General features: G+C 70.1%; 13 protein-coding genes. 5 read left to right on the top strand and 8 right to left on the bottom strand.

What is annotated here, in order from left to right; all coding sequences use genetic code 11:
* Positions 1-15: 15 nt before the first annotated feature.
* The 4 genes from C5B97_RS07310 (at position 16) to C5B97_RS07300 (ending at position 1,258) form a co-directional block, all read left to right on the top strand.
* Positions 16-354, top strand: coding sequence for a hypothetical protein (locus tag C5B97_RS07310; RefSeq protein WP_146080756.1), 339 nt, complete (start codon positions 16-18; stop codon positions 352-354).
* 68 nt (positions 355-422) lie between these two features.
* The gene (locus C5B97_RS17915; protein ID WP_181026940.1) at positions 423-578 is read left to right on the top strand and encodes a hypothetical protein; all 156 of its coding nucleotides are present in this window, start codon (positions 423-425) and stop codon (positions 576-578) included.
* A gap of 9 nt (positions 579-587) precedes the next feature.
* Entirely contained in the window at positions 588-830 is a 243-nt protein-coding gene (locus tag C5B97_RS07305) for a hypothetical protein (protein WP_104311447.1), read from the top strand.
* Positions 827-1,258, top strand: coding sequence for a hypothetical protein (locus C5B97_RS07300; RefSeq protein WP_146080755.1), 432 nt, complete (start codon positions 827-829; stop codon positions 1,256-1,258). The genes C5B97_RS07305 and C5B97_RS07300 overlap by 4 nt, the downstream gene beginning before the upstream one ends.
* A 33-nt stretch (positions 1,259-1,291) precedes the next feature.
* On the opposite strand, the gene C5B97_RS07295 is transcribed toward C5B97_RS07300, so the two are convergent.
* Positions 1,292-1,798, bottom strand: coding sequence for a hypothetical protein (locus tag C5B97_RS07295; protein WP_146080754.1), 507 nt, complete (start codon positions 1,796-1,798; stop codon positions 1,292-1,294).
* Positions 1,799-2,132: 334 nt separating this feature from the next.
* Between C5B97_RS07295 and C5B97_RS07290 the strand changes: the two genes are divergently transcribed.
* Positions 2,133-2,780: a heme oxygenase (biliverdin-producing) gene (locus C5B97_RS07290; protein WP_104311444.1), complete on the top strand. Its 648-nt coding sequence runs from the start codon at positions 2,133-2,135 to the stop codon at positions 2,778-2,780.
* A 175-nt stretch (positions 2,781-2,955) separates the two neighbouring features.
* On the opposite strand, the gene C5B97_RS07285 is transcribed toward C5B97_RS07290, so the two are convergent.
* From C5B97_RS07285 to C5B97_RS07255, 7 genes are all read right to left on the bottom strand, one after another.
* On the bottom strand, positions 2,956-5,715 hold the full coding sequence (locus tag C5B97_RS07285) for a fibronectin type III domain-containing protein (RefSeq protein ID WP_104311443.1): 2,760 nt from the start codon (positions 5,713-5,715) through the stop codon (positions 2,956-2,958).
* The gene (locus tag C5B97_RS07280) at positions 5,712-6,962 is read right to left on the bottom strand and encodes a hypothetical protein (RefSeq protein WP_104311442.1); all 1,251 of its coding nucleotides are present in this window, start codon (positions 6,960-6,962) and stop codon (positions 5,712-5,714) included. The genes C5B97_RS07285 and C5B97_RS07280 overlap by 4 nt, the downstream gene beginning before the upstream one ends.
* Positions 6,959-7,828 (bottom strand): heme ABC transporter ATP-binding protein, encoded by an 870-nt coding sequence (locus tag C5B97_RS07275; RefSeq protein ID WP_104311559.1) that lies wholly within the window; start codon positions 7,826-7,828, stop codon positions 6,959-6,961. Before C5B97_RS07275 ends, C5B97_RS07280 begins: the two co-directional genes overlap by 4 nt.
* Positions 7,825-9,000, bottom strand: a complete 1,176-nt coding sequence (locus tag C5B97_RS07270; RefSeq protein WP_258068060.1) for an iron ABC transporter permease — start codon at positions 8,998-9,000, stop codon at positions 7,825-7,827. Before C5B97_RS07270 ends, C5B97_RS07275 begins: the two co-directional genes overlap by 4 nt.
* Before the next feature lie 14 nt (positions 9,001-9,014).
* Positions 9,015-10,259 (bottom strand): hemin ABC transporter substrate-binding protein, encoded by a 1,245-nt coding sequence (locus C5B97_RS07265; RefSeq protein ID WP_104311441.1) that lies wholly within the window; start codon positions 10,257-10,259, stop codon positions 9,015-9,017.
* Between the two features lie 60 nt (positions 10,260-10,319).
* Entirely contained in the window at positions 10,320-11,750 is a 1,431-nt protein-coding gene (locus C5B97_RS07260; protein WP_104311440.1) for a hypothetical protein, read from the bottom strand.
* A gap of 140 nt (positions 11,751-11,890) precedes the next feature.
* Complete coding sequence (locus C5B97_RS07255) at positions 11,891-13,285, bottom strand: HtaA domain-containing protein (protein ID WP_104311439.1); 1,395 nt, start codon at positions 13,283-13,285, stop codon at positions 11,891-11,893.
* Positions 13,286-13,503 lie beyond the last annotated feature (218 nt).

The raw sequence follows: 13,503 nt of genomic DNA, 5'->3' as shown, positions 1-13,503 counted from the left end.
GTTCGTGTGGGGCCCATGGAACTCTTCTGGGCACTCGTTCTGCTGGCGATCGCCGGAGCGGCATCTCTCGTTGACGTCGTCCGCCACTCGAGAGCCAACCCCGAGGAGAAGATCCCGTGGCTCGGTAACCCGCCCCGCTTGCCGAAGTGGTGGATCCTCCCTCGCCTCGTCATGATTTTCACCGTCATGGCGGGCATTCACCTGCTGTGGCGGGGCACCGATATCAGTCCGTGGTTAGCCGGGGTCATCGCAGCGGTTGTCATCTGCGTACCTACGCTGTGGGTGCTGATAGCACACAATCGACGCGTGAAAGCTGTCGCGACTTCACCCGCCCTGGGCAGACAGATCCCGTGATCGAATGGCGTCGAGTAACGGTTTCGCGCATCCAGACCTGACCCGCCGGCCGCACCTAGGCTCGTGCCATGTCAGTGGTGAACGAGGTCCGTGCAAGCGCAGATGCGGGGGCGCAACCGGCAAGCGGTGAGGGCAAAGTCGGTCTGCTCGCGATTCTGGGAGTGTTCGTCCTCGGGTTCCTCGCGCTCGGTCTCGGCCAAGGGATCGACGAGATGCTGAGGTAGGGGGCCGGCATGGAAGCCGACAGTGACCCGCATTCGACCACCGCCCTGCACTACGGCGAAGCGAAGTCAGTCGCTGACCTCACGATCCTCGCCCTCGGCGCGACCTGGCTCGCGTACATCGGAACCGCCATCAGCGTCGCCAGCAGCGACCCACGTCCGTTCGGCCGCACGTTCGGGATGCTCTGCCTCCTCTCGGTGGTTGTCATCGCCGTTCCGGTCGCCTGGCCCTTCCTCGAGCATTCGTGGCGATGAGCTCTCTTGCATCCGCCCCGCAACGGGCCACCTCCGGCCCACCTCGCGGCACAGTCTGGCGCCCCGTCCTCGGCTGGAGCATTGCAACCGGAATAGCCTTCGTCACCGCGGCCGTGACGCTCGTGATCGGCGTCTTCCTCGGGCTGAGCGTCGGCGAGATGCTCCACTACGGCTACGCCAACTCGAGCGACACCTGGACCGTCCCCAAGGGGCACTACGAGGAGGCCGTCACCACGACCGGCATCGCGGCCGTCGCGCACTTCCTGGTCTGGATCGTGAGCCTTGCTGCCGCAGCAATCACAGCGGCCTGCACACACAGGTCCGTGTGGTGGTCACTCGCCATCATCACGGGCATCGTCGCGCTCGAGATCGGCGCCATCATCGTCATCCAACACACTCGGTTCGAGGCCGGCGCCTACATGGGGTGACCCTGTCGACCATCACCCAGGGCGCCGATGCGTCTAGATCCGCGCCGCCGCTTCGAGGTCGACGACTCGCATGACCTCGCGCTTGGGTGAGAGCTGGACCAGCTTGATCGCGACACGGAACGCGTCGCTGTTCCGCTCACGGGCGACCTGGATGCGCCGGCGGAACGTGCCCAGCTGAACGTCGAGCTTCTCGGCGGCCTCGGCAACCGAGATGCCAGGCAGGTCATCGCGCGGCGTCGCACCGATAGCCTCCGAAGCCGCGCGGTTGCGCTGCGCGGCTCGGTCCCGGGACTGCTGCGCACGGGCCTCGCGTTCCTCAGGCGTGCCCCCGAACCGGGTGGTCGCCGTAGTTCCCGTAACCCCCAGCGCCGCACCGATCTGCACCCACGTCGAACCACCGGCGCGTGCCCGCTCGACCGCCTCCACAAGTCCAACCTCCTCCAGCCATCTGGCTGCGTCGCGCGTCGCCGTGACGCGCGCGAGCGCATCGCCGTCACTGGGGGCGAGCTCGTCGAGGGCAGCTTCAAGAGGTTCACGCATGGCGTCCATCTGACCGAGAGTACGTCGCTCCTCGGCGGCGCGTCCGCAGACCCGCAAGAACAGTGAACGGGAGGCGGTCCGGACTCGCCACGCCCAGTATCGTCGGCCGCATGCTCAGCGACGAGGACCAGGTGCACGCAGAGTCGAGCCCAGACCGGGATTTCCGATTCGGCACGGGTGAACCAGCGCCGGCCGCACCGACCCAGGTTCTGGATGTAACGAAGGAGCGAACTCTGCACAGCGGGGATTCCCAACGGAAGTAAGGGTGACCTAAGCTGAAGTCATCCAGTCTTCGGTGTGCCCCCTCGCACCGATCCCGCCCGAAGGGATCCCCATGACCATCGTCACCGACACCGCGACGACCATCAGCGCCCGCCTCCGCGAGCGCACGTCGCAGGCCCACCAGAGCGCAGAGCGTTCGCGCTTCCTCGAGCGGCTCCTCGGCGGTGAGCTCGGCATCGACGCCTGGGCTGCGCTGCTGCAGCAGTACGGCTTCATGTACGAGGCGCTCGAGAGCGCGGCAGTGCCCGTGCGCGAGCAGGGCCAGCTCGGCGCGATCCCTGCGGCCGAGCTCGACCGTGCGTCGTCGATCGTGGCGGACCTCGCGGTGCTCGCGCCCCGCCTCACGCAGCCGCTCCCCGGCGAGCTCCCGGCGACGCGCGAGTACGCGGACCGCATCACCGCATCCGCCGCCGACCCGGCGCGCTACCTCGCGCACCACTACACGCGCTACCTCGGCGACCTCTCGGGTGGCCAGGCCATGCGCGTGATGCTCGACCGCACGTACACCCTCCCCGCGGAGGAGGCGACGTTCTTCGACTTCACCGAGATCCCGGCGATCGTGCCGTTCAAGCGGGCCTACCGTACCCAGCTCGACGAGCTCGCCTTCGACGAGGACGCCATCGCGCGTCTCCTCGATGAGGCGAACGCGAGCTTCACCTGCAATGAGCGCATCTTCGAAGAGCTGGACGCACGCTTCTAGGATCCGCCCCGCACCGCGCGACGCGAACGGCCCGCATCCACTCGGATGCGGGCCGTTCGCGTTCTGCACCCACCCCGCCGCCTGAGCCGAGAGCGGTGTTGTGGTCGCTTCAACAGCGTCTTGACGACCACAACACCGCTCCGGGCGCGCAGACCGCTCCGGGCGCGCCTCGCGGCTAGCCGAAGAGGTGCGGGTCGAGGCCAAGCCTTCGGCGCACGAGCAGGGAGATCGACCAGTTGAGGCCGGCAACCGCGAGCATGCCGGCTCCCCCGCCGAGCACCATCGGCGCGCTGATCTCGCCGATCTGCAGCCCAGAGGCTTCGTTCGAGACGGCGACGGACCCGGCCCCCGACGGCGCCGCTTCCCCGCTGCTCGTCGTGCTGCCCGCGGCCGGTGCCGTGGTGGCTGGCGCTGGTGCTGGCGCGGGCGCCACCGCGTTCGGGGCACGCGTGCCGCGCGCCGGGTTGCTCTGCGTGAGCGTCGGCGCGGCCGGAGCGTTGTACGCGCCCGCCGTCGGCGTGTAGTCACCCGCCAGGCTCACGGTGAGCGGGATCGTCGGCTTAAAGGTGTCACGGGCGCCGTTGGACGTGAACCAGTACGAGAACTGGCCGGTCTCCTTCTGGAAGTCCACGAAGTCCGACGGGAACGAGCCCCAGTAGCTCGAGTTCAGCGCGGTCTGAGGCGCCTGCCCGCTCGCCGTGCCCTCGTCGCCGCCGACCACTCCCTGCGACTGGCCGCTGCCGCTGTAGGAGACCCCCAGGTAATCGGGGGTCGTCGTGATGACGTCGGCGCCGGTATCGACACCCGTGAGGTTCGCGAGCGTGATGGTGCGATCGCTGAGCTCCACCCATTTGGACGCGTCGGTCATGGATGCGCCGTAGCCGGAGGCCGTCGCGGTGATGGTGCCCCTGCCGTCCCCGCCCACCTTGAGGATCGGGTCGGTCGCCGTCCAGTACGTGAGCCCGCCGTAGAAGGCGACCGTGAAGCTGCCGCGCCACTGCACGGTGAGCTCCGAACCGGAGCGCGTCGCCTCACCACCGGTCATGCGCACCTGCGACTCCGTATGGGAGCCGAGGCGGCTCGTCGAGACGTTGGCGCCCGTGCGGTCGACGCACTTCGTGCCCCAGCTCGCCTGCTGGAAGTCGCTGCCGTTGGGCTTGATGATCGTGACGTTGCCGTCGGCAGAACGATATTCGTCGGCCTTCCAGACCCGTGACGAGCCGGTGTCCCCCGCTTTGCCGGCCGCGAGGAAGTTGCATCCCCCGAAGAAGGCACCGCTGGTCGCTTCCGTGTTCAGTCCCCAGTAGAAGGTTGCTCCTGCGGCGGATGCACCCCCGTCAGTGGGCGTGGTCGGCTCGGCGGTCGGGGGCGTCGTCGGCGCTGGCGGTTCTGGGTCCGGCGTCGTGGTCGGCTGCGGCGGGGCACCGGTGCTGACCTGCTGCGTCGCTGGCGTGCCCGCTTGGGTTGCGAGGTACGGGGTAACTGTGATGGCGTACTCGGTGCTGGCGGCGAGTCCGGACACGATGGTCGAGCCCTGCCCCGTCGCATCCGCCGGCACCTGGAGGGCGGCACCGACGGCGACGCCCCCTTGAGTGAGCTGCACCTGGTAGCCGGTCGGCGGGCCGCCACCCGTGGCGGGCCACGTCAGGGTGGTCGTGAAGGAGCTGGCCCCGACGTCGCTCACCGTGATCCCGGGTGAGGCGGTCGCGCCGAGCGGCTCGACGATGGTGAGGCGAATCGCGTCGCCTGGTGAGAGGTTGATGGGCGTCTCGGCGGTGCCGTTGCGGACGGCGAGCGTGAACTCGTGCGCTCCAACGGCGAGGCCGCTGACGTCCCATGTGCCCACGCCAGCGCCCGCCGTCATCTGAGCGGTAGTCCCCGCCAGTACCGGCAGCTCACGCCCATCGGCTGCCCGCAGCACGGGCTCCCCGGAGACCTCGGCTCCGAGGTTGACGAACCGCACCTCGACCCCCTCCGGGTAGTCGCGCGGCAACCGCTCGTAGACCGGGGTCGCGCTCGCGGACGTGTCGAAGCTCAGGGTGAGCGGTGCCGCGACCTTCTTCGGGTCAGCCAGTCCACCGGATGAGTACCAGTAGCTCGACTGGCCGGTCGCCTCGTGGAATGCCACGAAGTCCTGGGGCCACGAGCCCCACCCGTCGCCTTCGCGCGTCTGCGGGGTGCCGACGGCACCTGCATCCACGCCCCGGTACTCGGGAGTGAGGGTCGCGCCGGATGCGGTGAGCTCGGCCGGAGTCGCGTCGATCGTCGCGAGCGTGACGGTGCGTTCGCTCAGGGGCTGCCACTTCGAGGGGTCGTCCATGTCGGCGCCGAATCCGCCGGCCGTGCCCGTGAGCGTTCCCCTGCCGTTGCTGAGCTCGAGCGTGAGGTCATCAACCGACCAGTACGTCATGCCGCCGTAGAAGACGACGGTGAAGGCACCGTCCCAGGAGATGCTGGCTGTGCCGGTCTCGAGGTCGACGGAGCCGCTGCCGTCTGCCAGGTTCACCCGGTTGGCGCTTGTCGACCCGACACCGGTCCCGACCTGGCTCCCGCCCGCGTCGAGGCACCTGGAATCCCACGTGGCGGGTACCTGGTTGCCGGCAGCGTCGGGCTTCGTGATGGAGACGTTGCCCTCGCTCGCCGAGTACAGGCCGTCGTCGGTCCAGACCGCCGACCTGCCGTTGTCACCGGATGCGCCAGCCGAGAGGAAGTTGCAGCCGCCGAAGTAGGCGCCCCCGCCGACCTCGTCGTTCAGTGCCCAGGACAGGTCGACGCCCGAGATGGGCGTCGAGGCGGCCTCCGCCGGGTCGGCGGCCAAGAGGCCGAAACCCGCAAGCAGGCCAGCGATGCCGATTGCGGCGAGGATGCGCGTGCCGATGCCCGGGGCTGGCAGGCGCCGTGACCGCGCGCCCGTCTCGTGCGCGTCGAGGGTCACCGTGCGTCCTCCCGGCGACCGGTCGCGCTCGAGAGGATGAGCGTCGGCGCGTCTCGATCACCCGGCGCCGTATCCGTATCGCGGAGCGGGCTCGTATCCCGGAGCGGGCTCGGGTGGCGAGGGGTCGGAGCATCCATGGCGAAGAAGTCGACGAGTCTGTCGTTCTCGAGGGGCGCGGGAGACGCGGGGAGGTTCACGAGGCTCTGCTGCGCGGCGGCCGCGCCGAGCCTGCGCCGGGCACGAGCTTCGCGCTGCTCCTGCGCGAGCCTGACCGCCGCCGTCTTCCTGCGCTGCTTCTCGCGCTCCTGCAGCGCCTTGCGTTCGCGTTGCCCGCGCACCTTCTCGAGGGCCGCCGGGTTGACGCCGAGCAGGAGGCTCTTGGCGGCAAGGTAGGCGCCGATGCCGACGGCGAGGCCGACGACGGTGAGTCCGACGAGCAGCAGGACCGGCGCGAGCACGACGAGCCAGGCGAGCGCGTCGCTGACCGAGCCGAGGCCCTGTGAGGACGCCGTGCTCTGGGTCGTGGTCCCGACAGGAGCCGAGGTCGCGACCGGGGCGGCCTCGCCACCTGCCGTTTGCTCGTCGGTCGCCACCGGGGCGGCCGCCTCGGGCTGCGCAGGGCTCGCGCCCGCCTGCGGGGCGACGGCACCGGCCGCAGCCCCTCCCGCGAAGGTGAGCGGCGTGAACGATTCGTTGTTCGTGTTCTTCACGCCGTGCGCGCCGATGGTGATGATCCCGCACTGCACGGCGTTGCAGTCGACGGAGGTCGCGTTCTGATCGCGGTCGTAGGTCTGGAACACCGCGCCGGGGATGCGCAGCGTGCCCGACCAGGTGCCGTCGGCCGCGACCTCGCCGCCGTTCGCGGCGTAGGAGGTGGATCCGCCCGGGAAGGCCGCGAACAGCTGGTAGCCGACGGGGTTCGTCTCGTCGTCGTACACGTAGCGGTAGTCCTCCCCCGTCACGCCTCCCGCGCTCGGCTTCCACGAGCCGCCGCTCGGGTCGTCGACCCAGCCGAACAGCACGTAGATGCCCCCGAATCCGCCCTGCACCGACTGGAATCCGGAGCCGGACACCTGGATCTCGCTCTGCCCGTCCGCCGTCGGCTGTCCGGAGATGGTCACCTGTCCGGCCGCGTGCGCGGGTGCAGCGGAGACGCCGATCGCGGTGACGCCGATCGCGAGCCCGAGCGCCGTCAGGATGGCGGCGACCCAGCGAGCTGCGGTGAGCGGAGGCGTGGTGGCGGTCATGCGTGGTGCCCTTCTTCGGCGGGGGTCGAGGAACCGGTGGATGCGCGCTTGGGCACGACGATCGGGGCTCCCGTGAACGGGTCCTCGAGAATGTGCACGGGATGCTCGTAGACCTGCGTGATGAGCTCGGCCGTGAGCACCTGTGCTGGCGGCCCGTCGGCGACGATGCGGCCCCGGCTCAGGAGCGCGATGCGGTCGGCGTAGGCGGCCGCGAGGTCGAGGTTGTGCACGATGATGACGACGGCGCATCCGGTGCTCGCGTAGCTGCGCACGAGGTCGAGCACCATCTCCTGGTGCTTGATGTCCATGGCCGCGGTCGGCTCATCGAGGAGCATGACCGAGGCGGTCTGCGCGAGCACGCGGGCGAGCGCGGCCCGAGCGCGCTCGCCTCCGGACAGCGACGGGTAGTGGCGGTCGGCGAAGCGGTCGATGTCGGTGCGCCGCATCGCGCCCGCGGTGATGAGGTCGTCGCGCTCGCGCTCACTCACCTGCTGCCAGGGCGCGCGGCCCATGTCGACGACCTCCTCGACCGAGAACGGGAACGCGATATCGACCTGCTGCAGGAGCACGGCTCGGCGCATCGCGAGCTCGGTGTTCGTCCAGGCGTAGCTCTGGAGGCCGTCGATCTCGACGGTGCCGCTGCGCGCGTCCACGTCGGCGGTGATGACGTTGATGAGTGTGGACTTGCCCGCGCCGTTGGGACCGACCAGGGCGAGCACCTCGCCGGCCCGGATGTCGAGGTCGAGGCCCTCGAGCACGGTCCGCTCGCCGAAGTCGACGCTCACGTCGCGCACGGACAGGACCACCTCGCCCGGCGTGGTCGCGCGCGGTTTGCGGATGGGGTTCCTGAGGATGGAGCCGATCATGACCACGCGCCGCCCTTCGCCCGGCTGCGCCGGATCAGGTAGAAGAAGAACGGCCCGCCGATGAGGGAGGTCAGCATGCCGATGGGCAGGTCTGCGTACTCGACGAGGGTGCGGGCGCCGAGGTCGGCGATCGTGAGCAGCAGGGCCCCGCCGAGCACCGAGCAGAGCAGGAGCGGACGGTGCGTCGGGCCGATGATCATGCGGATGATGTGCGGCACGACCAACCCGACGAACGCGATGATGCCGGCGAAGGCGACCGCCGCGGAGACGAGGAGGGCCACATAGATCATGACGATCAGGCGCACGCGCTCCACGTTCACACCGACGTGGCGGGCCGCCTTCTCGCCGAGCGACAGCAGGTCGAGCTGCCTTCCGATCCCGATGGCGAGGATGCACCCCACGATGATGAGCGGGGCGACGAGCCAGACCTGCTCCCAGCGGGATCCGTTCATGCTGCCCATCTGCCAGAACACGATCTGCTCGCGCGCCTGCGTCGGTGCGCTGAAGGTGATGAAGGCGATGAGCGCACCGCAGACGGCGTTGACGGCGACACCGGTCAGGATGAGTGTGATGACGTCGGTGCGCCGGCCGGAACGGGACAGCGAGTAGACGACGAACGTCGTGATGAGGCCGGCGACGAATGCGAACGTGGGGGTCGTGAACGGGCCGAGGAACGTGAGGCTGAAGAGGATCGAGAAGCTCGCGCCGACTGCCGCGCCTGCGGAGACGCCGACGGAGCCGGGTTCGGCGAGCGGGTTGCCGAAGATGCCCTGCATGAGCGCGCCAGCGACGGCCAGCGCCGCGCCGACGAGGACCGTGAGCACCAGACGCGGGAAGCGGACCTCCGCGAGCGCGGCCGCCCCGAACTCGTGGCTGGGGCCGGGAAGCCAGTTGATGCCCACCTGGTTCAGCAGGAAGCCGAGCACCTCAAGCGGCGGGATGTACAGCTGGCCGATCATCGCGGAGACGAGGCAGCCCGCGATGAGGAGGATCGTGAGGATCGCCGCGAGCAGCGAGGCGCGCGCCTTCTTGGAGCGGGGTGGCGCATCCGTCGGCTGGGCGACCGGCTCTGGGCGGCGGCTGGTGCGCTCCTCGACGCGGTCGACGAGGCTCCGTCGCTTCGGCTGCCCTGTTTCTGGCCGCGGGTGGGTGCTTGGCGGAGTCGTGGTCACGTTCGCATCTCTCATCATTCGCCGCTCTGTTCGGCGCCATCGGCGGGGTCCGCCGCGGGGTCGGCCGCCGGCACGTAGGCCAGCTCCGGCGCGTAGATCGCGGTGCCGAGGGCCGCGAGCACCGACGCCGACCGGGGGCCGAAACTCATGACCTCGTAGTCGCTCATGTCGACGATGCGCTTGTTCGCGCCCGCCGGGGTCTGCCCGATGCCGGGCAGCTGCACGGCTTCGTCGATGCCGCCGACCGAGGCGAGGCCCATCGTCATGACGATGATCACGTCCGGGGCGGCGCGGACGAGGGCCTCTGCGTTGGTCGGCGACATGCCCGCGAACCCGACCTCGGTGGCGACGTCGCGAGCGCCGATGCTCTGGATGATGGAGTCGGCGCCTGAGCCGGCGCCGAACCAGTAGTAGACGCTGCCGCGCAGGTACAGGAACACGACGCGCGGCTTCTTCTCCGGGTCGGTGGGTGCCATCGTGCCGAGCTGCTGGATGGTCGTGCCGATCTCGGCCTGTGTTCGCTGCGCGAGGCTCTCCCCCAGGGACGGCACGCCGAGCGCATCCGCCACGAACTGGATCTGCGGGGAGACGCCCTCGACGCCGTCCTCGTACGCGATGGGCACCATGACCACGGGGATGCCGGCCTGGCGCAGCTGCAGCTGCACGTCGTAGGGGCCGATGGAGGCGTCGGTCACGACGACCGTCGGCGCGAGCTGGAGGATCGACTCGGCGTTGAGCTCGTGCCCGTTCTGCGTGACCAGCGGCAGCTGCTCGTTGCCCGGCATGACCTTCGTGATATCGGTCGCGGTGTCGCGCCCGATGAGGTTGCACCCGAAGCCCAGCCCGATAACGGCGGCGGCGAGCCCGCCGTTCTGGTTGATGGCAAGGATGCGCGTCGTGTCGGTCACGGTTGTCTCCGCGCCGTCGGAGCTCGTGAACGTCGTCGGGAGCTGCTGCACGGCGGTCGCCGCGTCGGTGATGGGGTTGATCGCCGCCGTCTGCGTGTAGGCGGTGGTCGGCCCCGTGATGCTGCGCGGGTCGGGGAGCTCAGCCGCCGTGACCGACGGCAGAACCGGGGCGACCGGGTCGGCCTGCACGGGCTGCGAGACGCACTGCTCGTTGCCCGCGCCGTTGGCCGTGCCGATGTTGTGGAACCCGTTGGCCCACAGCACCGACACGACCACCACCGCGAGCGCCGCACAGCCGGCACGACGGATCGTCGAGCGACGGAAGCGGCGGAGCGTGCGTGGCAGGGGCATGGGTTCCTCGTTTGTGTCTGGTCTGCTCGCGGATGCGGGGGGGGGTCGCGGGGGGTCGGATCAGCCGGTGCGTCCCCGGCGGCGAAGCAGCAGCACGATGCCGCCGATGAGTGCCAGCGCGCCGACCCCGAGCGCGAGGGCGAGCGGCTCGTTGCCGGTGGAGATGAGCCCGGTTCCGCCGCCAGCGGTGCCGGAGCCGTTGCCCGCGTTGGAGCCGCCGCCGGATCCGGTGCTCGGAGCCGGGGCCGCGGTCTGCGACGTGCCCGGGGCAGCCGTGGACGTCGCCACGGCAGTCGGCGCTGGAATGGTCACCTCGACGACTCCGGACGGCGAGGTCGGAGCGGGCTCGGCAACCGCGGGCGTCGGCCCCGAGAGGCCGACGCCGAGCGCAAGCACGACGCCGGCGAGCAGCGCGAGTGCAGCGCCTGCGGCGCCTGCCACGCGCGGGGGCGCGAGCTTCTCGGCCCCGAGTCCTGCGTCGTCGCCGTAGCCCACCATCAGGAGGTCGAGGCGTCGGCGCCGCCAGATCCAGAACATGACGGCCGCGACGGCGAGGAGCAGGATGACGACGAGCACGACGAGCGACCAGGGCAGCGCGAAGGCCGACAGCTCGGCGGTGACGGCCACCGGCACGTCGGTGAACGCATCCATCGGCTGCAGGTAGAGCGTGAGCGTTCCACTGAGCGGGCCCACGGCCCCGGTGCTCAGTGCGCGCGTGACGGTGACCGACGATCCCGGCAGCAGTTCTGGCACGTCCGCACCGGTGAGCACAACCGGCGATGAGCCGCCGATGCCGCTGAGGCGCAGGTCTTCCATCGAAGCGAGCCGCACGTTGCCGGTGTTCACGAGCTCATAGCTGACGGTGGTGGTGCCTCCGCCGAAGGGGTTGATGCCCGCCGCCGACCAGTCCGTGTCGAGGCTCCGAATCTCGGCGGTGGGCGCGAGCGCACCGCTGACCCGCATGTCGATGCGGAGTCCGAGTCGACGCTCGACCTTCACCTGGTCGTCCGAGTCGGCGGGGAGCAGCGACGCGACGATCGCCGCGGAGTGATCACCGGGGGTCGCGTCGGCCGGCACGGTGAGCGTGAAGGGGACATCAGTGCTCGCGCCCGGCTCGAGCGAGATCGAGCCGGCGCCCGGCGCGACCCAGAGTCCCGCATCCACCGAGGCTTCGCCGCTCTCGAGGATGTCCACCGCACCGGTCGCCGTCGTGAACGCGTCCGCGGCGTAGATCGTCAGGTTCAGCGCACCCGGACCGGTGTTGGTGACGCTGATGGAGTCGGTGATGACGTCGCCGGGGTCGACCTCGTAGGAGAAGTTCGCGCGGCCCGATCCGCGATCGCCGTCGACCGTGTCGATGCTCCAGGCGGGCGGCTGCGTCGTGTCGGCGTGCGCGGCCGTCGGGGCGAGCGACGACAGCAGCGCCAGCAGCGAGGCCGCGAGCACGACGGAGGCTGTGGCGCGGATGCGGAGACGGATGGGGAGAGCCATGTGGTCCCTAACGTGGGGCCCTCGCGGTGGGGCCGCGTCGGAGCGAGAGGTGGAGGGGCGAGGTGCTGCCCGAGCGGATGCGCGGGCAGCGAGGTGCGAGTGCGCGGAAGCCCGGTGGGCTCCCGCGCACTCCTCAGCGCCTAGGAGATCGCCGAGATGGTGAGGGTCGCGGAGTACGCGCCCTGCTTCGTGGTGGTGGGAACCGACAGGGTGAGGTCAGCACCCAGCGTTGCGCTTGCGGCAGCGTTCGACTGGGCGAGCTTCTGCGCCGAGCCGAGACCCGTCGCGGCCGTGCCGGCGGTGACGTTGTCCGGGTTGCCCGTGAGGACCTTCGGCGACCAGCCGAGGGCCTCGGCGCCGAACGAGTCCGTGCCGTTGCTGAAGTCGGTGGACTGTCCGGAGACCGTCCAGCCGTACGCGGCGGTGCCGCCCGCGCGGGTGTCGGTGACGGCGACGTTGCTGATCGAACCCGTGGCGACGAAGTTGTCACCCGTCTGGACGGCGGTGCCGAGGTCGGCGCCGTTGGCGTCGGCCCACGCCCACGAGAAGGACCCGGTCTCTGGGTCGACAGGGGGCACGATCTCCGCTTCGGGGATGACGACGTCGACGTTGCCCTCTGGCGGGCCGGGAACCTCGACCTCGGGCAGCGTGTAGGCCACCGAGAAGGGCTTCGCCGTCTTGCGCGCGTCAGCCGCGCCGCCGGACGAGTACCAGTAGGAGGACTGGCCGGTCAGCTCGTTGTACTCGACGAACGACTGCGGGAACGAACCCCAGTTGGCTCCGGTACGCGACTGGGGCGTCCCGGTCGTGTCGACCTCGACGCCGGCGTAGTCGACGTCGACGACGGCACCGGTGGCCGTCAGGTCGACGCCGCTGAACGTCGCGAGGTCGATGGTGCGCGAGGGCAGCGGCTCCCAGATCGTGGCGTCATCCATGGACGCGCCGTAGCCGGAAGCTGTGCCGGTCAGCGTGCCCTCGCCGTTGACGACCTCGAGCTGGATGTCGGAGACGGACCAGTACGTCATGCCGCCGTAGAAGACGAACGTGAACGACCCGTCCCAGCCGATGGTGCCGGTCTCCGTGTCCGGGTCGACCGTGCCCGTTCCGCCGGCGAAGTTGACCTGGTTCGCGGAGGACGTGCCCGCCGGAGCCGACACGTTGCCGCCTGCCGGGGTCTGGCACTTCGTGGCCCAGGTCGGCTGAGTCTGCTCGCCAGCCGCGTTGGGCCTGGTGACGGTGACGTTGCCATCGGCGGTCTTGTAGAACCCTTCCGACTCCGCCCAGACGTGAGAGGAACCGGCGTTGCCGACCTGCCCCGCGACGAGGTAGTTGCAGCCTCCGAAGTACGCGCCTGCGCCGGACTCCGTGTTGACCTGCCATGAGAACGAGACGTTCTCGACGGTTGATTCGGCTGCCGAGGCCGGTGCCGCGCCGAGGCCGAGGCCCGCCGCGATGAGGCCGGCGGCGGCGAGTGTTGCGCCGCTGCGGGCCAGCACAGACGACCGACGAGCCGTCCGATCTTGCACTGCTGTCATGAGTTCTCCTGAGTAGAAGCCACGGCTCCCCGACACGCGCGCAGATGCGCGGCGAGTGCCGTGTCCGAAAGCCTCACGGTGGGGACGCCACCCGGTGGAGCAGGTTAGGTGACGCTAAGTAAGACAAGGGTTACCTTACGGGAGATTTTCAGGTTCGACAACGGCGCGGCCGGATCCGATGAGCTCAGTAGTCCGCGCTGGCGCGCAACCCGGGGCCA

Source organism: Pseudoclavibacter sp. RFBB5, from assembly GCF_002931555.1.
GTDB lineage: Bacteria > Actinomycetota > Actinomycetes > Actinomycetales > Microbacteriaceae > Pseudoclavibacter.
The sequence above is the reverse complement of the archived record's forward strand: the minus strand, read 5'-3'. Positions and strand labels throughout refer to the sequence as shown.

Bases quoted from the DNA above. Each gene is read 5' to 3' on its own strand.
- C5B97_RS07310 (WP_146080756.1), top strand. From the start codon at position 16: ATGGAACTCTTCTGGGCACTCGTTCTGCTGGCGATCGCCGGAGCGGCA.
- C5B97_RS17915 (WP_181026940.1), top strand. From the start codon at position 423: ATGTCAGTGGTGAACGAGGTCCGTGCAAGCGCAGATGCGGGGGCGCAA.
- C5B97_RS07305 (WP_104311447.1), top strand. From the start codon at position 588: ATGGAAGCCGACAGTGACCCGCATTCGACCACCGCCCTGCACTACGGC.
- C5B97_RS07300 (WP_146080755.1), top strand. From the start codon at position 827: ATGAGCTCTCTTGCATCCGCCCCGCAACGGGCCACCTCCGGCCCACCT.
- C5B97_RS07295 (WP_146080754.1), bottom strand. From the start codon at position 1,798: ATGCGTGAACCTCTTGAAGCTGCCCTCGACGAGCTCGCCCCCAGTGAC.
- C5B97_RS07290 (WP_104311444.1), top strand. From the start codon at position 2,133: ATGACCATCGTCACCGACACCGCGACGACCATCAGCGCCCGCCTCCGC.
- C5B97_RS07280 (WP_104311442.1), bottom strand. From the start codon at position 6,962: ATGACCGCCACCACGCCTCCGCTCACCGCAGCTCGCTGGGTCGCCGCC.
- C5B97_RS07275 (WP_104311559.1), bottom strand. From the start codon at position 7,828: ATGATCGGCTCCATCCTCAGGAACCCCATCCGCAAACCGCGCGCGACC.
- C5B97_RS07265 (WP_104311441.1), bottom strand. From the start codon at position 10,259: ATGCCCCTGCCACGCACGCTCCGCCGCTTCCGTCGCTCGACGATCCGT.
- C5B97_RS07260 (WP_104311440.1), bottom strand. From the start codon at position 11,750: ATGGCTCTCCCCATCCGTCTCCGCATCCGCGCCACAGCCTCCGTCGTG.
- C5B97_RS07255 (WP_104311439.1), bottom strand. From the start codon at position 13,285: ATGACAGCAGTGCAAGATCGGACGGCTCGTCGGTCGTCTGTGCTGGCC.